This is a genomic window from Amycolatopsis sp. NPDC047767 (assembly GCF_040704195.1).
Classification (GTDB): domain Bacteria; phylum Actinomycetota; class Actinomycetes; order Mycobacteriales; family Pseudonocardiaceae; genus Amycolatopsis.
In genome coordinates this window covers 42,381-62,974 of the sequence record NZ_JBEYSJ010000031.1, presented here as the reverse complement: position 1 = coordinate 62,974, position 20,594 = coordinate 42,381, and the positions used below count along the sequence as shown (strand labels likewise).

Sequence of the window (20,594 nt, the reverse complement as noted above, 5' to 3'; positions counted from 1 at the left end):
GATTCTAGTCGAGCGGGCGCCGCGGCGACAGGTTCAGCGCAGGTCCATCCCGAGGTCCAGCGCGGGCGAGGAGTGCGTGAGCGCCCCCACCGCGAAGTAGTCCACACCGGACTCGGCGTAGGCCTTAGCACGGTCGAGGGTGAGGCCACCAGAGGATTCCAGCCGCGTTTTCGGCGAAACGGCGTTGCGCCGCTCCACGGCCTTCGCGCAGTCCTGCGGCGTGAAGTTGTCCAGCAGCACCTCGTCGGCACCCGCGGCGAGCGCCTCCTCCAGCTGCGCCAGGTTGTCGACCTCCACCTCGCACGCCAGCTCCGGGGCGTGCTCGCGCGCCGCCGCCAGCGCGGCCGTGACCGAACCCGCGGCGACGACGTGGTTGTCCTTGATCAGCACGGCGTCGCCGAGGCCCATGCGGTGGTTCACGCCGCCACCGCAGCGCACCGCGTACTTCTCCAGCAGCCGCAGGCCCGGCGTCGTCTTGCGGGTGTCGCGGATCGCGGTGCCCGAACCCTCCACTTCGGACACCCAGCGGGCGGTCGCCGTCGCGATGCCCGAGAGGCGGCAGACGAGGTTCAGCGCCGTCCGCTCGGCCGTCAGCAGGCCGCGCACGGTGCCCCGCACCGCGAGCGCGGGCTCGCCCGCCGCCACCCGCGACCCGTCGGGCCGGCTGGACACCACCTCGTAGTCCGGACCCAGCACCGTGTCGAACACCGCCAGCACCACGGGCAGCCCGGCCACGACACCGGGCGAACGCGGCGTCAGCTCGGCCACCGCGCGCGCGTCGGCCGGGACGGTCGACGCCGTGGTGGCGTCCGGCCCGTAACGCAGGTCCTCTTCGAGCGCCGTGGTCACGACGCGGCGGACGTCGGCCACCTCGAGCCCCGCGTCCACGAGGGCGCGCGAGACGGCGTCGGAAAACGGGAACAACTCGGTCATGCCACACCTTCCAGGGCGATCGGGTCGGCCAGCACGGGCTGGCCGGAGGGGCTGAGCCGGATGAGCTGGCTGCGCTGCCAGACGTCGGAGCGCTCAGGAAAATCGGACCGCACGTGACAGCCACGCGATTCTGTGCGTCGCGCCGCCGCCGCGAGCAACGCCTGCGCCACCACGGTGAGCGCCGCGTCCTCCACGGCCGCGTGCGTCCACAACGGACTGTCCTGCGTGGACAGGTCCACCACGGAACCCGCCGCCGCCAGGCCGTCGGCATCGCGGCCGATCGCGGCGTAACGGCTCATCACGCGCTGCAGCGCGTCACGCTCGGCCGCCGGCGCCGACGTCCGCGAGGGCAGGCGCCCCCGCGACGGGTCCGGCAGCCGCCCGGCCGCGAGGTCGGCGGCCACGGCCTGCGCCACGCGGTGCCCCACCACGAGGCCTTCGAGCAGGCTGTTGGACGCCAGCCGATTGGCCCCGTGCAGCCCGGTCCGGGCCACCTCACCCGCGGCGTACAGCCCGGCGACACCGGAACGTCCGTCCACAGTGGTCACCACGCCGCCGCACGCGAAGTGCGCCGCGGGCGTCACCGGGATCGCGTCCACGGCCGGGTCGAGACCCAGCACCGCGCACGCCGCGTGCACGGTCGGGAACCGCTTCGCGAAACCGGAAATGCCGGTGGCGTCGAGGAAAACGTGGTCGTCGACGCCGCCCGGCGCCAGCCCCATCCGCCGGGTGATCGCGGCCGCCACGACGTCACGCGGGGCCAGGTCGCCCAGCGGGTGCACGCCGGCCATCACCGGCTGGCCGGCGCCGTCGACAAGTGTGGCGCCTTCACCGCGCACGGCTTCCGTGACGAGCGGGCACCGGCCACGCGCCCCGGGCGTGTAGAGCACCGTCGGGTGGAACTGCACGAACTCGACGTCGGCCACGGTCGCCCCCGCCCGCAGGGCGAGTGCCAGACCGTCGCCGGTCGCGATCTCCGGGTTGGACGTCGCCTGGTAGAGCTGGCCGAACCCGCCACTGGCCAGCAGCACGGCCGAAGCCCGCACCACGCCGGGCACGCCGTCGCGGTCCAGCACGGTCACGCCCGCCACCTCGCCGAGCGGGGTGAGCAACGCGTCGACCGCGATGTGGTGCTGCAGCACCGGCACGCGCCGGTCGCCCGCCTGCGCCACCAGAGTGCGCTCCACCTCGGCGCCCGTGGCGTCGCCGCCCGCGTGGATCACGCGGAACGCGCTGTGCCCACCCTCCCGGGTGCGCGCCAGACCCTCGGTTCCGGCGTCGAACTCCGCGCCACTGGCCCGCAGCCACGCCACCGCCGCCGGGCCGCCGTCGAGGATCGAGCGCGCCGCATCTTCGTCGCACAGGCCGGCGCCCGCGGTGAAGGTGTCTTCGGCGTGCTTCGCGACCGAGTCGCCGCGGTCGTGCTCGCCTTCCAGCACCACCGCGACGCCGCCCTGGGCCCAGCGCGTGTTGCCGTCGGACACCGCGGCCTTGGTCACCACGAGCACGTGGAGCCCGAGCTCCTGCGCCCGCAGCGCGGCCGTCAGCCCGGCCACCCCGCTGCCCACGACGACGAGGTCCGCGCGGGCCTCCCACAGCGGGGTTTTCGCCTGTAAAGCGTTAACCGGGGTGGTCATTCGCCGCCGCCGGGCTGCCCGATTTCGATCATCCGCTGCACCGAGGCCCGCGCCCGGGCGGCGGTCTCGAGGTCCACGTGGACCTCGTCCGCGCCTTCACGCAGGCTCCGCAGCAGCGCGGCGGGCGTGATCATCTTCATGTACCGGCAGGACGCGCGGTCGTTCACCGCGCGGAAGTCGATCTCCGGCGCGGCCTTGCGCAGCTGGTGGATCATGCCGATCTCGGTCGCCACCAGCACCGAGCGCGCCTTGGTGTCCCGAGCCGCGTCCACCATGTCGCCGGTGGACAGGATCTTCACCCGCTCCGGCGCCACCACGCCCTCGCCCGCGAGGTAGAGCGCCGACGTCGCGCAGCCGCACTCGGGGTGGATGAACAGGTCGGCGTCGGGGTTCTCCTCGGCCCGCGCGGCCAGTTCGGCCCCGTTGATCCCGGCGTGGACGTGGCACTCGCCGGCCCAGATGTGCATGTTCTGCCGGCCCGTCACGCGCTTCACGTGCGCGCCGAGGAACTGGTCCGGCAGGAAGAGAACTTCCTGGTCAGCGGGGATCGAAGCCACCACGTCGACCGCGTTCGACGACGTGCAGCAGATGTCCGTCTCGGCCTTCACCTCGGCCGTGGTGTTCACGTACGACACCACCACCGCGCCCGGGTGCTCGGCCTTCCAGGCCCGCAGCTCGGCGCCGGAGATGGAGTCGGCGAGCGAGCAGCCGGCCCGCGCGTCGGGGATGAGCACCGTCTTCTGCGGCGCCAGGATCTTCGCGGTCTCGGCCATGAAGTGCACGCCGCAGAAGACGATCGTGGACGCGTCGCTGCTCGCCGCGATGCGGCTCAGCGCCAGCGAGTCGCCGGTGAAGTCGGCGATGTCCTGGATCTCGGGGACCTGGTAGTTGTGCGCCAGCAGGACGGCGTCGCGCTTGCGGGCGAGCTCGCGCACCTCCTCCGCCCAGTCCGCGTTCGCCTCCACCCCGCCGTACGGGGTCAGGTCCTGCTCATCAACCGTGGTGGTCATGTCTGGCCCTCCTGGACCGTCGACGGGTTTTCGCCTTATAATCGAAAACCGTGCGGAGTCATCTTAACACCCAGACCCCCCTGGCCCACGAGGTTCTGTGCGCCGTCCTGCAAGTGCGCTCGGACACACTGCGCGTGCTCCTGTGGCAGCGCGCGCTCGACCCGCACCTGGGCCGCTGGTCGCTGCCCGGCGGGCGGCTGCGCCCCGACGAGGACGTCGAAACGTCCATCCGCCGCCAGCTCGCGGAGAAGGTCGACGTGCGCCAGCTCAAGCACGTGGAGCAGCTTTCGGTCTTCAGCGCACCCGAACGCGTGCCCGGACCGCGCGTGGTCGCCACGGCGTTCCTGGGCCTCGTGCCGTCGGACGTCGACCCGGAGGTCCCCGAGGACACGCAGTGGCACGACGTCACCGCGCTGCCGCGCACCGCGTTCGACCACGAGGCGATCGTGCTGCGCGCCCGCGACCGGCTGCGCTCGAAGCTCAGCTACACCAACCTCGGCTTCGCCCTGGCGCCCGAGCAGTTCACGATCTCCGCGCTGCGCGGGCTCTACTCCGCCGCGCTGGGCTACCGGGTGTCGGCGACCAACCTGCAGCGCGTGCTGTCGCGCCGGGGACTCCTCGTGCCCACCGGGGACACCGCGTCACCCGGCCGGGCCGGCGGGCGCCCGGCGGCGCTGTTCTCCTTCGCGGGCAAAGGGATGCAGATCACGGACCCGTTCGCAGTCCTCAAGCCGCCGCCGAAAAGGTGACGGACTGCGAGCGTGCCCCGGTACCCGTACGGTGGACGCGTGACCGAGCCGGAGCAGGAGCAGAACCCCAGCGGGACGGCGACACTGCCGTTGTTCCCGCTGCAGACCGTACTGCTGCCCGGTACGCACCTGCCGTTGCACATCTTCGAACCGCGCTACCGGCAGCTGACCGCGGACCTCGTGGGCGGCACCGTGCCGGGGCGCGAGTTCGGTGTGATCGCGCTGCGCGCCCCGCTCGTGCGTGAGGTACGTGGTCTGGACCATGTGTACGACGTGGGCTGCAGCACCGTGCTGCGCGAAGCGAAGCGGCTGCCGGACGGGCGCTACGACGTGGTCACCAAGGCCGCCCGCCGCTTCCGCCTGCGCGAGCTCGACTGCACGTCGGCGCCCTACCTGATGGGCGTGGTCGACTGGCTGCCCGACGACGCCGTGCCCGCCAGCGCGGCCGAACCCGCGCAGCGCCTCGGCGAGGTCGCGCGCGCGGCCCACCGCCGGTACTGCGAGGCCGCCTGGCACGACGACGACTGGACCACACCGGACGACGACGCCGACGTCAACGAGCTCGCCTACCAGCTCGCCGCCGACTGCCTGCTGCCGCTGGAAGACCGCCAGCTGCTGCTGGAGGAGACGCACCCGTTGCGGCGCCTGCGCATCGTCTGCCGGCTGCTCACGCGCGAAGCGTGGTTCCTGGACACGCTCAGCGCCGTGCCGCTGCCGCCGACCGAGTTCGCCGACTTCTCCAAGCCGGCGAACCTCAACTAGCGGCGACCCCCGGCCTCAGCCGAGGCGGCGGCCGAGGTCCTCGCGGCCGTTCCACGCCGCGAGCAGCGCGTAGACGAGCGAGGTCACCAACGGGGCCGCCAGCCAGATCCACCCGGACTCCAGCCGCGGCGCCGCGGAGATCACCGCGCCCAGAGCCGGCGGGGCGTCGATCGCGTACTTCGCGTTCACGAACGCCGCCCCGACCTGCGTGCCGAGCCAGCCGGCCAGCGCGGCACCGCCGGCGGCGGCCACGAAGACGACCGGACCCCGGCGTTCGCGCATCAGCCACACGATCACGCCGATCACCAGGCCCGTGGCCAGCGCCAGGAAGCCGTAGATGGCGAGGTCGTCGAAGCGGTGCCAGCTCTCCAGCTCCAGCGGCACCGGCGGGTCCTGGGTGCTGACCACACGCATGCGCTGCGGCGGCGCCATGAGCGACCACAGCCAGCCGAGCGGGATGCCCAGCAGGCCCGCCGTCGACAGCACGCTCACGGCCGGCAGCAGGTCGGCCTTCACGACGACCTTCGGCCGCGCGCGGTGCGGGGGGAAGAGGTTCGGCACCGACCAGGCGTCGGCCACGGCGGACGACCGGTGTGCTGCCTTGCCCGCGGAATCGACCACCCGGGACTCCCTCCCTGCGTTTGTGCGGACCGAGCGTAACCGGTCAGCACCCGCGGTCAACCACTGGCGGTCTCGCCGTGCCTGCTGCAGCGCGCCGTCCAGCCGACGGGCGTCACCTGAACCACCATCCGGCGGGCGCAGAACACGCAGAACCGCGGCGGTTCGAGCGCCGTGCGCGGGTTGTGGCAGGCGTCGTGATCGGCGCCGCCGGGCGACGCCTGTCCACAGTGGACGCAGAAGGCGGGTGCGTCAGCGGCTGGTTCAGAGGCTGTCACTGAGGGCCTTGACCGGCATCTTCAGCTCGTCGAGCATCTTGAGATCCGCGCTCGCGGGCCGGCCGAGGTTCGTCAGGTAGTTGCCGACGATGATCGCGTTGATCCCGCCCAGCATGCCCTGCTCCGCGCCCAGGTCGCCCAGGGTCAGCTCGCGGCCGCCGGCGAAGCGCAGCATCGTGCGCGGCATGGCGAGCCGGAACGCCGCGACCGTGCGCAGCGCGTCCTTGCCCTCGACGATCTCGAAGTTCTCGTACGGCGTGCCCGGCTGCGGGATGAGGAAGTTCATCGGCACCTCGTGCGGGCTCAGCTCGGCGAGCTGCACGGCGAACTCCGCGCGCTGCTCGACCGTCTCCCCCATGCCGATGATGCCGCCGCAGCAGACCTCCATGCCGGCCTCGGCGACCATGCGCAGGGTGTCCCAGCGCTCTTCCCACGAGTGCGTGGTCACGACGTCGGGGAAGTGCGAGCGCGCCGTCTCGAGGTTGTGGTTGTAGCGGTGCACACCCATCTCGACGAGCTCGTCCACCTGCTCCTGGGTGAGCATGCCGAGCGAGCACGCGATCTGGATGTCGTTGCCGTCGGCGCGGATCGCCTGCACGCCCTCGCGGACCTGCGAGAGCAGCCGCTTGTCCGGACCGCGCACGGCGGCCACGATGCAGAACTCGGTCGCACCCGTCTCGGCGGTCTGGCGCGCGGCCTTGACCAGTCCCGGGATATCGAGCCACGCCGAACGCACCGGCGACGGGAAGCGGCCCGACTGCGAGCAGAAGTGGCAGTCCTCGGGGCAGCCGCCGGTCTTGAGGCTGACGATGCCCTCGACCTCGACCTCCGGGCCGCACCAGCGCATGCGCACCTCGTGCGCGAGCTGCAGCGCCTCGCCGAGCCGTTCGTCGGGCAGCCGGAGCACGGCCAGCACCTGGTCCTGCGCCAGTCCGACCCCGCGCTCGAGCACCTGCTCGCGCGCCACGGCCAGCACATCCCCGGTATCCGGCTTTCCCGCCACTGCGGTCACGACGTCTCCTGTCTGTCGGGGTACTGCACGGGCGCGTTCTTCGTCATGGTGCCTGAGAGCCCGCCGCACGGGCTGCGACGCCCGTCACTTATTCGCGGAAGCGGCCCGCGTGAAAGCCTCGGGATCGAACTCCCCGCCGAACCACGGCGAGAGCCCGGCGCGCGCTCGTTCCACGAACGTATCGTGATCCGTCGCCGCCAGCCCCCCGGGCAGGACCCCGAGCAGGGGTGCCCCTGCCGCATTGGGCAGGTCGCGCAGGTTCTCCACGGACGCGAGATCCGGCGCGGCCGGCCACGCGCCGACCACCACACCCGCGACGTTGAGCCCGCGCCGCGTGGCGACCTCCGCGGTCAGCGCGGTCGCGTTGAGCGTGCCGAGGCCCGGCTGGGCGACGATCACGATCGGCGCGCCCAGCGCCCACGCGACGTCGGCCAGCCCGCTGCCGTCGGCGTCGAAGCGCACCAGCAGGCCGCCGGCGCCTTCCACGAGCGTGAGGTCGTGCTCGGCGTCGAGTGCGGTGGCGGCGGCCGCGATCTCGCCCGGGCCCAGCGTCGGCAGGCCGCTGCGCCGCGCCGCCGCCTCCGGGGAGAGCGGGTCGGGGTAGCGCCGCAGCTCACTCGTGGTCACGCCCTTGCCGGCCAGGCGCACGACCTCGTCGAGGTCACCCGCCTCGCCCGGCGCAACCCCGGTCTGGGCCGGCTTGAGCACCGCGACGCGCTGCCCCTGCGCGAGCGCCAGCGCCGCGATCGCCGCCGTGGTGATCGTCTTGCCGACCTCGGTCCCGGTCCCCGTCATCACCAGCATGGTCACGGGCCATCAACTTAGTCACCCGCACCCGGTGCGCACCACGTCCGGGTGGGATCACCCACGATGTGGGGTGACGGGTGTCCCCGCCGCCACGAACGCGCCCGCCACCGGGTCGGACAGGTAGACCTGGGCCGCGCCGACGTCGAAGTACAGGCCGGTGAGCAGCAGCTCGCCGCGAGCTTCGGCCTCGGCGACCAGCGGGTACGCGCGCAGGTGGTCGAGCTGCTGCAGCACGTTGTGCAACGCAAGCCGGTCGGGCTCGCGGGCGGGAAGCTCGCCCCCGAGCGTGACCGGGCCGTCGCGGCGCAGGCTGGGCTCGGCGTGACGCAGCCAGCCTTCCAGCGCGGTGCCCGCCGGCGGCCCGTCGGCGAGCGCGCCCATCGCGCCGCACGAGGAGTGGCCGCACACCACGATCTCGCGCACGTGCAGCACCCCCACCGCGTACTCGACGGCGGCGTTCATCGACGGGTCGGCCTGCGCGGGCGGCACGAGGTTGCCGATGTTGCGGACGGTGAACAGGTCGCCCGGGCCGGACGTGGTGATCAGGTTGGGCACGATGCGCGAGTCGCCACAGGTGATGAACAGCGTGTGCGGCCGCTGGCCGTCGGCGAGGCCCGAGAGCGTCTCCTTCAGCAGCGGCGCGGCCCGGCGCTGGAACTCCGTGGCGCCGCGGTGGGTCCGCTGGCCGGGCAGGCGGACGTCGGCGGCCTGCCAGTCGGACCACGGGGCGAGCCAGCGCGGCACGGCGCGCGCGGCCGCCGTGCGCCGCAGCGTCGGGGTGCCCTCCTTGCCCTTGCCGAACCACGGGTGGCCGACTTCGTCGACGACCACGGTGCCACCGGCCCGTTCGTGGGCCTGCTGCCAGCTCGACAGGCTTTCGAAGGCGGCGTGGTCGAGGTAGTCGGCGACCAGCTCGAGCGTCACGACCGTGCCGGGCGGGACGGCGCCGAGCACCTTCGACAGGCGCGGCACGGACAGGAACGTGAGCACGCCTTCCACGACCACGCGCCACTCGTCGCCGTCGCGCTCGGCGTGGACGCCGGACCACACCGTGCGGCGCAGCATGAGGGCCACGGCCAGCACGATCCCCGCGAGCACGCCGGTCAGCAGGTCGAACACCACCACGCCGGCGAGCGTCACGAGGTAGAGCGCGAGGTCGCCGTGGCGCAGGACCTGCCTGAGATGGCCGGGGTTCACGAGCTTCACGCCGACGTGCACGAGCAGGCCGGCGAGCGCGGCCAGCGGGATGTTCTCGATCAGCCCGGCGAGCGCGACCACGAAGACCAGCACCCACACGCCGTGCAGCACGGCGGACGCGCGGGTCTTGGCGCCCGCGGCGACGTTGGTGGAGCTGCGCACGATCACGCCCGTCACGGGCAGCCCGCCGAGCGCGCCGGACACCAGGTTGGCCGCGCCCTGGCCCACGAGCTCGCGGTCGAGGTTCGCGCGCGGGCCGGTGTGCAGCTTGTCCACGGCGACGGCCGAGAGCAGGCTCTCGACGCTCGCGATCAACGCGATGGTCACCGCCGCGAGCACGACGTCGGTCCAGCCGTCGCCGGGCAGCTGCGGCGCGAAGCGGATCTGCAGCAGGTCGCCGGGCAGCTCCACGCGCGGCAGCGTCATGCCGGCGACGAGCGAGATCACCGTGGCCACCGCGATCGCCGCGAGTGGCCCCGGCACCTTGCGCACGGCGGCGGGCAGGCGCGGCCAGACCACGAGGATCACGATGGTGAGCAGCCCGATCACGGCCGCCGCGTCGTGGTGGGCCACGACCTGCGCGGGCAGCTCGGCGATGTTCTCCAGCGCGGAGCTCTGCGCCTTCCCGCCGAGCACCACGTGGAGCTGGCCCAGCACGATCGTCACGCCGATGCCGGCGAGCATCCCGTGCACGATGGCCGGCGAGATCGCCAGCGCCGCCCGCGCGATGCGGCTCAGGCCCAGCAGGACCTGCAACGCACCGGCGAGCACGGTGATCAGGCACGTGACGGCCCACCCGAAGGTGGCGATCGTCTCGGCCATGATCACCGTCAGCCCGGCCGCGGGCCCGCTGACCTGCAGCGGCGAGCCGCCCAGCGCTCCGGCGACCACACCCCCGACCACAGCGGCGATCAGCCCGGCGACGATCGGCGCCCCGGACGCGAGCGCGATGCCCAGCGACAGCGGCACGGCGACGAGGAAGACCACGAGCGAGGCGGGCACGTCGTGGCGAAGCACGGCAAGTCGGCTCATGATCACCAGGTAACCCGAATGTGGGTGAAATGTCCGCTATGTCTCACCTGATGGCATGAATTTTTATCGGACACCCCACTTTCGGGTTGCGCGAGCGCTCGACCACCGGGCCGGCGCGCGTGCGGGTGCGCGCCGGCCCGGTGGATCAGTGCACGGCCGAGCCCGCCGGGACGAAGCCGCGGCGGGTGTCGTCCAGCAGGGACACCTGGGCGGCGCCGACGTCGAAGTACATGCCCGTCAGCCTCAGGTCGCCGGCGGCCAGGGCGGCGGCCACGACCGGGTGGGTGCGGAGGTGGTCGAGCTGCTGCACGACGTTGTGCAGCGCCAGCTGGTCGCACTCGGCGGACGGGCGGTGGCCGTCGAGCAGCAGCGGCGCCTCCGCAGCGCGGCGGCGGAGAGTGGCCTCGCCGTGGCGCAGCCAGTCGCCGAGGCTCGTGAGGCCCTCGGGGGCCTGCCCCAGCAGCGCCTTCATCGCACCGCACGAGGAGTGGCCGCACACCACGATCTCGGGCACCTTCAGCACGCCGACGGCGTATTCGACGGCCGCGCCCACCGAGGAGTCGGTGCCGTCGCCGGCGGCCGGCACCAGGTTGCCGATGTTGCGCACGGCGAACAGGTCGCCGGGACCCGACGTGGTGATCAGGTTGGGCACGATCCGCGCGTCGCCGCAGGTGATGAACAGCGTGTGCGGCTGCTGGCCGTGCGCGAGGCCGCTGAGGGTGTCCCGCAGCAGCGGGGCGGTGCGGCGCTGGAACTCCGACGCACCACGGGACAGCGGTGAGCCGCTGTGGCGCTGTCCGGGTATCGCCACGTGCTCGGCCTGCCACTGCGACCACGGCGCGAGCCACCGCGGCAGCACCCGGGCCGCGAGGCTGCGCCGGACCGTGGGCTCACCGGAGCTGCCGCGGCCGTACCAGGGGTGGCCGATCTCGTCGACAGTCACCGTGCCGCCGGCCTTCACGTACGCCTGCTGCCAGCCGCGCAGGCAGTCGAACGCCGCGTGGTCGAGGTAGTCCACGAGCAGCTCCAGCGTCACGTCGGCGCGCTCGGGCACGTCAGCGAGCACCTTCGTCAGATGGGGCACGGAAAGGAACGTGAGCGCGCCCTCGATCACCACGCGCGTGCCGCGTTCGCCCGCCTCGACGTGCACGCCGGAGTGCACCATGCGCCGCAGCATGAACGCGAGCGCCAGCAGCACCCCGGCCGCGACGCCGGTCAGCAGGTTCACGAACACCGCGCCGACGAGCGTCACCGCGTACACCGCGATGTCGCCGTGGCGCAGCACTTCCTTGAGCGCCTTGAGGTTCACGAGCTTCGCGCCCACGTACACGAGCAGCCCGGCCAGCGCGGCGAGCGGGATGAAGCGCAGCACACCGGTGAGCAGCAGGCAGAACCCGAGGATCCAGCAGGAGTGCAGCAGCGCCGACGCGCGGGTCTTCGCGCCGGCCTCGTAGTTGGTCATGGTCCGCACGATCACGCCGGTCACAGGCAGCCCGCCGAGCGCGCCGGACGCGACGTTGCCGGCGCCCTGGCCGATGAGCTCGCGGTTGAGATCGGTGCGCCGGCCGCCGCGCAGCTTGTCGATGGACACGGCCGAAAGCAGGCTCTCCAGGCTCGCGATGAGCGCGACCGTGACGGCGGCGAAGGCCACGCCACTCCAGCCACCGGACGGCAGCTGCGGCACAAACCCGAACGACGGCAACGCGGCCGGCAGGTCCACGCGCGGCAACGACATCCCGGCGACCACGGACACTCCCGTCGCGACGGTGACGGCGGCCAGCGGCCCCGGCACCTTCCGCACCGGCGCCGGCAGCTTCGGCCACACCAGCAGGATCACGACGGTGAGCACGCCGATCAGCACGGCCTGGTCGTGGTGGCCGACGATCTGCCCGGGCAGCGCCGCGAGGTTCGCGAACGCGGAGCCCTGGGCGCGGCCGCCGAGGACCACGTGGAGCTGGCCGAGCACGATCGTCACACCGATGCCGGCCAGCAGGCCGTGGACGATCGCGGGCGAGATGGCCAGCGCGGCGCGGGCGAAGCGCAGGAGCCCGAAGAGGATCTGCAGCAGGCCGGCGCCGACGGTCACGGCGCAGGTGACGGCCCAGCCGTAGGTGGCGATGGTGTCGGCGAGCACCACGGTCAGGGCCGCGGACGGCCCGCTGACCTGCAGGGCCGACCCGCCGAGCAGGCTCGCGACCAGGCCGCCGACGACGGCGGAGACGAGGCCTGCGAGCAGCGGCGCGCCGACCGCGAGGGCGACGCCGAGGGAGAGCGGCACGGCCACGAGGAAGACGACCAGCGAGGCCGGCACGTCGTGGCGCAGGATGTTCCGAAGGGTCTGGTCGGCCTTGGTGCGGCGGGACGGGGGTCCGGTGTCGTGTTCACCGCGAACGATCTCGATCATGGCGACAGGAAAGCGGAAAAAGATCGAAAAGTCCGCTACGCGAACGATCTTCGGGTTCGTTTGTGAACCGGAGAACTAGGACGTTTCCGGCAAAGCTCACCAATCAGTCAGACGCTCATGAAGTGGCCCAGACCTGATCGCGTGGAAACCCCAGTCTTCCGGCAACTTTGCGTGACTCACGGTATACAGCCCGTGTCTTATGGCCACGGTCACACCCGGCCGGGTGAATTCAGGCTTTTTCCGCCGCCGCGAGCATCGCACCGGTGATCACGGCCAGGTCCGCGTCGTTCGTGACGTACGGCGGCATCGCGTACACGAGGTCGCGGAACGGCCGCAGCCACGCGCCCTCCGCCGTCACGATGTCCGTGGCCACGCCGAGGTCGACCTCGTGGTCGAGCTGCAGCACGCCGATCGCGCCGAGCACCCGCACGTCGCGCACGTGCGGCAGGTCCCGCGCGGGCTCCAGTCCGCGCCGCAGCCCCGCCTCGATCCGGGCGACGTCCGCACGCCACCGGCCCTCGGCCAGCAGCCCGAGCGACGCGTTGGCGACGGCGGAGGCGAGCGGGTTGCCCATGAACGTGGGCCCGTGGGCCAGCACCGGCAGGTCGCCGCGCGCGATGCCGTCGGCGATCTCGGGCGTGCACAAGGCCGCGGCCATCGTGAGGTAGCCGCCGGTGAGCGCCTTGCCCAGGCACAGCACGTCGGGCGTCACGCCGGCGTGCTCGGCCGCGAACATCCGGCCGGTGCGCCCGAAGCCGGTGGCGATCTCGTCGAACACCAGCAGCACGTCGTGCTCGCGTGTGAGCTCGCGCAGCGCGCGCAGGTAGCCGGGGTGGTGGAACCGCATCCCGCCGGCGCCCTGCACCACGGGTTCCACGATCACCGCGGCCAGCTCGTGCGCGTGCTCCTCCAGAGCGGCGGCCAGAGTGTCCACATAGGACTGGTCGACGGGCGCGTCGAAGCCGGCCGGCGGTTCGGGCACGAACACCTGCTCCGGCAGGACTCCGCGCCACAGCGAGTGCATGCCGCCGTCGGGGTCGCAGACGCTCATGGGCGTGAACGTGTCGCCGTGGTAGCCGCCGCGCCACGTGAGCAGCCGCCGCTTCTCCGGCAACCCGCGCGAACGCTGGTACTGCAGGCACATCTTCACGGCGACCTCGACCGAGACCGAGCCGGAGTCGCACAGGAACACGTGCTCGAGGCCCTCGGGCGTGAGGTCCACGAGGGACTTGGCGAGCGTGATGGCCGGCTCGTGCGTGAGGCCGCCGAACATCACGTGGCTCATCCGCCCGGCCTGCTCGGCCAGCGCCGCGTCGAGCACCGGGTGCCGGTAGCCGTGCACCGCCGCCCACCACGACGACATGCCGTCGACGAGCTCACGGCCGTCCGAGAGCTTCAGCCGCACCCCGCTCGCCTCGGCGACGAGCAGCGGCGCCACCCGTCCCGGCATCGGCGCGTACGGGTGCCACACGTGTGCGGCGTCGAGGGCGAGCAGGTGGTCGGCGCTGGTGTCCACGCGCCGACCCTACGTGCCGCCCCGCCCGCTCCGCGCACAAGACCTCAGCCCAGCAGCACCGGCAGCGACTTGACGCCGTGCACCAGCGGGCTCGTGCGGTAGACCAGATCCTCCTCCGACCCGGCCAGCCGCAGCTGCGGGAACCGGGCCAGCAGCGCCGTGAGCGCGATCTCCGCCTCCATGCGCGCCAGCGGGGCGCCGACGCAGTAGTGAATGCCGTGGCCGAAGGCGACGTGGCCGCCGGCCGCGCGCGTGACGTCGAGGTCGGCCGGGTCGGGGAAGCGCCCCTCGTCGCGGTTGGCGGCGAGCAGCGAGACCTGCACGAACTCGCCCGCCGGGATCTTGTGGTCACCGACCTCCACGTCCTCGACGGTGTAGCGGAGGGTGGCGATGTTGATGGGCCCGTCGAAGCGCAGGAACTCCTCGACGGCGCCGGGCATCAGCGACGGGTCCGCCGCCAGCTTCGCGCGCTGCTCGGGCGCGCGCAGCAGCGCCAGCACCGCGTTGCCGATGAGGTTCACGGTCGTCTCGTGGCCCGCGACGAGCAGCAGGAAGGCCATCGAGACGAGCTCTTCCTCGCTCAGCGAGTCGCCCTCGTCGGTCGCGTGCACGAGCCCGGACAGCAGGTCCTCGCCCGGCTCGGCGCGCTTCTGCGCGACGAGCGCCACGAGGTAGGTGTGCATGGCGATCGCGGCCGCCTGCATCTCCTCGACGTCGCCCGCGCCCAGCAGGATGTTGGACCAGCCGGTGAATTCGCCGCGGTCCGCCTCGCGCACGCCGAGCAGCTCACAGATCACGGTGATCGGCACCGGGCCGGCGAACGCGGCCATCAGGTCGACCTGCTCGTGCTCGGCCATCGCGTCGAGCAGCTGGGTGGTGATCTGCTCGATGCGCGGACGCAGCCCGGCGATCGCCCGCGGGGTGAACGCCTTGTTCACGAGCTTGCGCAGCCGCGTGTGGTCCGGCGGGTCGGTGTTGAGCATGTGCGCGCCGAGCAGCTGGCCGAAGTTCCGGTTGATGTTCTCGGCCCCGACCTTGGCGGCCATCAGGTCGTAGGCGCCGCGGTTGTCCTTGCTCAGCCGCGGATCCGCGAGCAGCGCCCGCGCCTCGTCGTAGCCGGTGACGAGGTACGACGGCGTGCCGCGCGGCATCCGGATCGGGCACACGGCGCCCTGCTGGTGCAAGCGCCCCAGCGTCTCGTGCGTGTGCTGCATGAACTCGTCGTCGATCACGGGAGTTTCTTCGACGGCCACTTCGCCCCCAAGGTTTCCGTCTGACTGGTCACGTGCTCCCCAGTATGCCCACGCACCGGTGTGCTGCGTGTGGCCCGAGGGCAGGATGGTTTTCCGTGCGCTACCGACCGATCTCCCCCGATGTCCTGGCCGCCGAGCTGACCGAGCGCGTCGCGGCCCTGCCGCACCGCCGGCTGGTGGTCGCCGTGGACGGCGCCGACGGGGCCACCGACACCGCGGGTCTCGCCGACGCGCTCGTGGACCCGTTGCGGCTGCTGGGCCGCGCGGCGGTGCGCGTGCCCGCGAGCGGGTTCCTGCGGCCCGCGTCGCTGCGGTTCGAGCACGGCAAGCGCAACCCCGACGCGCGCTACACCGACTGGCTCGACCTCGGCGCCCTGCGCCGGGAGGTCCTCGACCCGCTCGGCGACGAAGGCAGCGGCGAGGTGCTGCCGGCGCTGTGGGACACCGAACGCGACCGCGCGACGCGGCTGGCGCGCGTGCCCGTGCCCGGAGGCGGCGTGGTTCTCGTCAACGGTGAGTTCCTGCTCGGAGCCGGCCTCGCGTTCGACGTCGTGGTGCACCTGTGGCTCTCCCCCGCCGCGCTGCGCCGCCGCCTGCCCGGTGACGACGCGTGGGCGCTGCCCGCGTACGAGCGCTACGAGTCGGAGGTCGACCCGGGTGCGCTCGCCGACGTCACCGTCCGCGTCGACGACCCGCGCCACCCGGCCGTGTACGAGCCCTAGCGCACCGCGGCGACCGGATCGCCGTCCAGCAGGCCGGACAGACGCTGCGCCATCGTGTCCCAGCGCCAGTTCTCCGTGACCCACGCGCGCCCCGCCTCGCCCATCCGGCGGGCCCGCACGGGGTCGGCCAGCAGGGCCTCGAGGGTGTCGCGCAGCTGGCCGACGTCGCGCCCGTCCACGACGTGGCCGGTCACCTCGTCGAGCACCGCCTCGGGCGCACCGCCCGACGTGCCGGCCACCACGGGCAGCCCGGTCGCCGACGCCTCCAGGTAGACGATCCCCAGCGCCTCCACGTCGAGCCCCTTGCCGCGGGTGCGCGCGGGCATCGCGAAGACGTCGCCCGCGTTGTAGTGCGCCGGCAGCTCGGCCCACGGCACGGAGCCGGTGATCACCACGTTGTCGGCCACGTCGAGCTCGGCGACGAGCTCGGTGAGCCGCTTGCGGTACGGGCCACCGCCGACGAGCAGCAGCGCCACGTCCGGCACGCGCTTGCGCAGCTCCGGCAGGGTGCGGATGAGCATGTCCTGGCCCTTGCGCGGCACGAGCCGCGACACGCAGACGACCGTCGGCCGGTCGCCCAGGCCGTGGCGGGCGCGGATCTCCTCGCGCGCCCCCGCGTCGGGCGCGAAGAGCGTGGTGTCGACGCCCGACGGCAGCATCTCGAGCCCCGCCATCGGCCCGAACGCCGCGCCGAAGCGGCGGCGCGTGTACTTGCTGACGTAGGTGAGCACGTCGACCGTGTCACCGATGCGCCGCAGCGCCTGGCGCGAACCCGGCAGCATCGACCAGCCCACCTCGTGCCCGTGCGTGGACGCGACGACCCGCCTCGCGCCGGCCTGGCGCAGCGGGTGCCCGAGCAGTGCCAGCGGCGCCGCCGCGCCGAACCACACGGCTTCGCAGTCGCGGGCCCGCATGATCTGCTTCGCGCGCCGCAGCACGTCGGGCGTCGGCAGCATCAGCGACGTCGGGTGCCGCACGACCTCGAAGGGCGCCTCGGCGTCGAAATCGACGTGCGAGCCGGCTTTGCCCTCCCACGACGGGGCGTAGACCACCAGGTCCTCGGCCGGGAGCCGCGTGGCCAGCGAGTTGAGGTAGTTCTGGATCCCCCCGGGCCGCGGCGGGAAGTCGTTGGTCACGAGCAGCGTCCTCAGCACACGGGCAGGCTATCGGGCACGCCGCCGGCGCCGAGAGCCCACCGACGACGGGCCCACCGACGACGACGGGGCGGCACCGCGTGTGCGGTACCGCCCCGTGGTCAGGGAAGGGTTGCTGCTCAGCTGCTGGGGCGGCGAGCGCCCACGTACTGGCTCTGCAGCGGCGAGATCTTCACGACGTCGCCGGTGGTCGGAGCGTGCACCATCTTGCCTTCGCCGATGTACATGCCCACGTGGGAGACCGGGGTGTAGTAGAACACCAGGTCGCCCGGCTGCAGCTGGCTGCGCGGGATCGGGGTGCCGAAGGTCGACTGCTCCCGGCTCGAACGCGGCAGGGAGATGCCCGCCTGCCGGTAGGCCCACTGCATCAGGCCCGAGCAGTCGAACGTGCTCGGCCCGGTGGCGCCCCACACGTAGGGATCGCCGAGACGGCTCAGCGCCGCGTCCACGGCCGCCTGGGCCGCGGGCCCGGGCGCCTTGATGTTCACCGGCGGGGCGCTGCCCTTGTCGCCGCGCAGGGCCTGGTCCAGCGTCGACAGCGAGGGCTCGGTCTTCTTGAGCTGATCGATCTGGTCGTTGAGCGTCTTCTGCTTGGCCTTGATGTCGTTCGCCAGCTTGGCGGCCGCGTCACGGGCGTCCGTCGCGCGCTTGGCGGCGTCGGCTGCCAACTTCGTGGCGTCCTGGGCCTGCTTCACGGCACCGGCCAGCGCGTTGAGCGCGGCGTCCTTCTGCGACGCGATCTGGTCCAGCGCGGAAGAACGCTCGAGGAACTCCTGCGTCGACGTGCCCGCGAGGAGCGCCGAGAGCTTGTTCATCTGCACGCCGCTGAGGAACGAGGCGCCGGCGAACTTGTCGACGTCGACGCGGTAGAGCTTCTCGTTGTTCTCGGCCTGCTGCACGGACTTCTTCGCGTTTTCGACGTCGCCGTTGGCCTTGTCGAGGTCCTTCTGGCGGGCCGCTTGGTCGTCCTGGGCCTTGAGGAGGTCCTCGTTGGCCTTCTCGGCCTGCGAGGCGAGGTCGCGGTACTTCGCGAGGGCGTCCGAACCGGAGTCGGGCGGGGTCTGGAGGGCGGGGATGGGAGCTGCGATGGCCGTGGCCGAGGGCTGGGCGACGGTGACCATGGCGATCACCGAAGCTGCCGCGAGGGCACCTGACACCACGCGCTTGACTGGATGCGACTGCACGGTCGCGCGTGTCTCCTTTGCTGTCGGGCCGCCGTCGGAACCTCGTGACGCCAAAGAGGTCGGGGGCCCTCTTCCGTGCGTCCACCCCGCGCGTTCCGGCCGCGTTTCACTGCAACAGCCTCACGCGCACGGTGTGGTTCCGGTCCTGGCTCCCCGACAAAGCCTTTTCCGGCGGCGATCCCGCGTCGCCGTCTTGCCGACGGCTGCTGGCCGCGAGATCTCGGACAGGTTACGAAAAGACCGTCACCGCGTCCACCGGGCCCCACATAAAAACTCTCCGTAGTTCGCCGAAACACCATCGGACCAGCGAGGGAGGGTTTGTGTGACGACAGTCATACTCTGTGGTGTCAGAATTGCGTGAATTCGCTACCGACCGTTCATCCGATCCGATCGACCACTCGTCGCGCCGTTATCACCCACAAGTGTCACGCTGGCTTACGTTCGGGCTCCGAAACCAAGCGCAGCCGGGGCACCATCCCCGCCTCGGCGAGCGCGTTCACGGCTCGCCGTTCGTCCGCGTCCCACGCCAGGGCGACCGGCGGGCCGAGCAGCACGCTCACCACGCAGTCGTGGCACGCGTGACCTCGCACGGCGCAGCGGTCGCAGTCGACGACCAGCGTGTCGAGGTCCGCCGGATCGACGTCGCTCACGTCGATTCCACTGAGGTCGAATTCGCCGGGCTCAGTGGTCTCCACGCGGTCGAGGTCGCGGTCGGCCGGTTCGCCGGCTTCGGTTCGGTCGGGCGGGTGGTGGTTCGTGTTCTCGGTCACGGGAGGCTCCTCACCGCAAGTTGGCTGTCGTGCTTCCTGGAACGCACGGTAGGAGCCACCACCGACAGTTTCCGGCCCGTCGGCCCCGGCCGTCCCCCGGGCGGGTCTCAGACGCGGCTCAGGCGGCTGACCAGCACGGCCGAGGGCGCCGAGTGCGCGCCGGTCGCGCGGACGGAGTCCGCGACCGCCCGGTCGGACGTCGCCACGACCATCGGCCGGCCCTTCGGCTCGGCCGCCACGAGCGAGCGGATCACGTCGTCGGCGAGCACGCCGCGGTCGGAGAACAGCACGCGCACGCCACGCGGCACCGCCGCCGGCACGGACAGCACGCCGGCCCCGTCGAACACCACCGTGACCTCGGCGCTCGTGCGCGCGGCGAGCGCGGAGAGCTGGTGGATGAGCCGGTCGCGCTGGTCGGCCAGCGCCAGCTCGGGGTAGCCGGTCTTGGTGACGTTGTAGCCGTCGACGATGAGGTGCACGTTCGGCAGCGCGAGGTAGCGGTCGAGCGCCCCGACGTCCTGCACGCGTCCGCCCGGACCAAGCCCCGACGTGGCGCCGCGCACCATGTCGGCGGGCCGCGCCCCACGGTCGCTCAGCATCAGCTCGCGGCGCAGGCCGGTCACGGCGCCGTCGATCGTGTCGACGAGCAGCGCCAGGCGCACCTCGTCGGCTTCCCGGGCCTCACGCGCCGACTGACGGGCGATCTCGGCGTCGGCGACCGCCCGCTCCGCCCGCGTGCGCTCGGCCGCCACGCGGCGCCGCTCGCGGTCCAGCTGGGTGGTCAGCGCGTCGATCTCCTCGGCCTTCGCGGTGCCGCCGCGCGCCAGCTCGGCGAGGGCCTCCTCGGCGGCGTCACGGGCCTGTCGCAGCTGCACACCCTGCTCGCGCAGCCGGCGCAGCAGCTTCTCCACTTCGGCCTCGCGTTCACCGCGGGCGGTCTCCACGGCGCCGCGCGCCTGCTCCAATTCGCCCCGCAGCTCGGCCAGCTCCGCCTCGAGCTTCTGGTTGCGCGCGAGCGCGGCGTCGCGTTCGGCCCGCAGCGCCGTCTCTTCCGCGTTCTTCGCGACGAGCCGCACGCGCCCGGCCGCGCCCGACTCCCCCAGCAGCACGGCGGCGGCCGCGCCGAAGACGGAATCGGCGGCGTTGGGGTCCAGCGCGTCGGTGCGGTGCTCGCGCAGCCACTCGATCACGGCGGTGCGGAACTGCGCGGAGTCGCCCAGCGCGGCCAGCAACGCCGCGCCACCCAGCTTCGCGCGCTTCGCCGGGGCGAACTTCGCGACGGGACGAAGCTGCCGCGGCACGTCCGTGGGCGGCAGCTTCGCGACGGCGGTGGCCGCCAGCTCGGCGATTCGCTCGCGCACGGCGTCGGGCAGACCGGTCCACGAAGCGGGCTCGGGTGCCGCCGTGTCGGCGTCGGTGGTCTCGGCCGCGGCGGTCCCGGCCGGTGCCTCGGCGGCGTCGGCCCGCGCCGGGACGCCCGAGGGGCCGACGGCCTCCTCGGGTTCCACCGGATCCACGGGCTGGGGGTGCATTGGTCCAGGGTAGGCCCCGGGGCC

At 72.8% G+C, this 20,594-nt stretch carries 18 protein-coding genes; 3 read left to right on the top strand and 15 right to left on the bottom strand.

Annotation, left to right across the window (positions count from 1 at the left end; translation table 11 throughout):
- Positions 1 to 33 precede the first annotated feature (33 nt).
- From nadC to nadA, 3 genes are read right to left on the bottom strand one after another with little or no spacing between them, the layout of a single operon-like run.
- On the bottom strand, positions 34 to 933 hold the full coding sequence (gene nadC / locus AB0878_RS38320) for a carboxylating nicotinate-nucleotide diphosphorylase (RefSeq protein ID WP_366585836.1): 900 nt from the start codon (positions 931 to 933) through the stop codon (positions 34 to 36).
- Positions 930 to 2,570, bottom strand: a complete 1,641-nt coding sequence (locus AB0878_RS38315) for an L-aspartate oxidase (RefSeq protein WP_366585834.1) — start codon at positions 2,568 to 2,570, stop codon at positions 930 to 932. Before AB0878_RS38315 ends, nadC begins: the two co-directional genes overlap by 4 nt.
- On the bottom strand, positions 2,567 to 3,580 hold the full coding sequence (gene nadA, locus AB0878_RS38310) for a quinolinate synthase NadA (protein ID WP_366585832.1): 1,014 nt from the start codon (positions 3,578 to 3,580) through the stop codon (positions 2,567 to 2,569). The genes AB0878_RS38315 and nadA overlap by 4 nt, the downstream gene beginning before the upstream one ends.
- Positions 3,581 to 3,693: 113 nt before the next feature.
- Between nadA and AB0878_RS38305 the strand changes: the two genes are divergently transcribed.
- Together AB0878_RS38305 and AB0878_RS38300 are read left to right on the top strand one after the other, a co-directional pair.
- A complete protein-coding gene (locus AB0878_RS38305; RefSeq protein WP_366585923.1) occupies positions 3,694 to 4,329 on the top strand; it encodes an NUDIX domain-containing protein in 636 nt (211 codons plus the stop codon).
- Positions 4,330 to 4,368: 39 nt separating this feature from the next.
- Positions 4,369 to 5,091 (top strand): LON peptidase substrate-binding domain-containing protein, encoded by a 723-nt coding sequence (locus tag AB0878_RS38300; protein WP_366585830.1) that lies wholly within the window; start codon positions 4,369 to 4,371, stop codon positions 5,089 to 5,091.
- 15 nt (positions 5,092 to 5,106) lie between these two features.
- On the opposite strand, the gene AB0878_RS38295 is transcribed toward AB0878_RS38300, so the two are convergent.
- From AB0878_RS38295 to AB0878_RS38260, 8 genes are all read right to left on the bottom strand, one after another.
- Positions 5,107 to 5,712, bottom strand: coding sequence for a DUF2567 domain-containing protein (locus AB0878_RS38295; protein ID WP_366585828.1), 606 nt, complete (start codon positions 5,710 to 5,712; stop codon positions 5,107 to 5,109).
- Positions 5,713 to 5,768: 56 nt separating this feature from the next.
- Positions 5,769 to 5,987 carry a hypothetical protein gene (locus tag AB0878_RS38290; protein ID WP_366585826.1) on the bottom strand — a complete coding sequence of 73 codons (219 nt, stop codon included), beginning with the start codon at positions 5,985 to 5,987 and terminating at the stop codon, positions 5,769 to 5,771.
- On the bottom strand, positions 5,974 to 6,990 hold the full coding sequence (bioB, locus tag AB0878_RS38285) for a biotin synthase BioB (protein WP_366585921.1): 1,017 nt from the start codon (positions 6,988 to 6,990) through the stop codon (positions 5,974 to 5,976). The genes AB0878_RS38290 and bioB overlap by 14 nt, the downstream gene beginning before the upstream one ends.
- A gap of 93 nt (positions 6,991 to 7,083) precedes the next feature.
- Positions 7,084 to 7,803 (bottom strand): dethiobiotin synthase, encoded by a 720-nt coding sequence (gene bioD / locus AB0878_RS38280; protein WP_366585919.1) that lies wholly within the window; start codon positions 7,801 to 7,803, stop codon positions 7,084 to 7,086.
- Positions 7,804 to 7,860: 57 nt separating this feature from the next.
- Positions 7,861 to 10,035, bottom strand: a complete 2,175-nt coding sequence (locus AB0878_RS38275; RefSeq protein ID WP_366585824.1) for a bifunctional SulP family inorganic anion transporter/carbonic anhydrase — start codon at positions 10,033 to 10,035, stop codon at positions 7,861 to 7,863.
- A gap of 145 nt (positions 10,036 to 10,180) precedes the next feature.
- Complete coding sequence (locus AB0878_RS38270) at positions 10,181 to 12,439, bottom strand: bifunctional SulP family inorganic anion transporter/carbonic anhydrase (RefSeq protein WP_366585822.1); 2,259 nt, start codon at positions 12,437 to 12,439, stop codon at positions 10,181 to 10,183.
- A 229-nt stretch (positions 12,440 to 12,668) separates the two neighbouring features.
- The gene (locus AB0878_RS38265) at positions 12,669 to 13,955 is read right to left on the bottom strand and encodes an adenosylmethionine--8-amino-7-oxononanoate transaminase (protein ID WP_366585820.1); all 1,287 of its coding nucleotides are present in this window, start codon (positions 13,953 to 13,955) and stop codon (positions 12,669 to 12,671) included.
- A gap of 44 nt (positions 13,956 to 13,999) precedes the next feature.
- Positions 14,000 to 15,169 (bottom strand): cytochrome P450, encoded by a 1,170-nt coding sequence (locus AB0878_RS38260; RefSeq protein WP_366585917.1) that lies wholly within the window; start codon positions 15,167 to 15,169, stop codon positions 14,000 to 14,002.
- A 134-nt stretch (positions 15,170 to 15,303) separates the two neighbouring features.
- Here AB0878_RS38260 and AB0878_RS38255 point away from each other — a divergent pair, with 134 nt between their 5' ends.
- Positions 15,304 to 15,930, top strand: coding sequence for a uridine kinase (locus tag AB0878_RS38255; RefSeq protein ID WP_366585818.1), 627 nt, complete (start codon positions 15,304 to 15,306; stop codon positions 15,928 to 15,930).
- Here the strand turns inward: AB0878_RS38255 and AB0878_RS38250 are convergent.
- The 4 genes from AB0878_RS38250 to AB0878_RS38235 form a co-directional block, all read right to left on the bottom strand.
- Complete coding sequence (locus tag AB0878_RS38250; RefSeq protein ID WP_366585816.1) at positions 15,927 to 17,084, bottom strand: glycosyltransferase family 4 protein; 1,158 nt, start codon at positions 17,082 to 17,084, stop codon at positions 15,927 to 15,929. The genes AB0878_RS38255 and AB0878_RS38250 overlap by 4 nt on opposite strands.
- 119 nt (positions 17,085 to 17,203) lie before the next feature.
- A complete protein-coding gene (locus tag AB0878_RS38245; protein WP_366585814.1) occupies positions 17,204 to 18,268 on the bottom strand; it encodes an NlpC/P60 family protein in 1,065 nt (354 codons plus the stop codon).
- 425 nt (positions 18,269 to 18,693) lie between these two features.
- A complete protein-coding gene (locus AB0878_RS38240) occupies positions 18,694 to 18,918 on the bottom strand; it encodes a hypothetical protein (protein WP_366585915.1) in 225 nt (74 codons plus the stop codon).
- Positions 18,919 to 19,145: 227 nt separating this feature from the next.
- A complete protein-coding gene (locus tag AB0878_RS38235) occupies positions 19,146 to 20,570 on the bottom strand; it encodes an NYN domain-containing protein (RefSeq protein ID WP_366585812.1) in 1,425 nt (474 codons plus the stop codon).
- Positions 20,571 to 20,594: the final 24 nt, after the last annotated feature.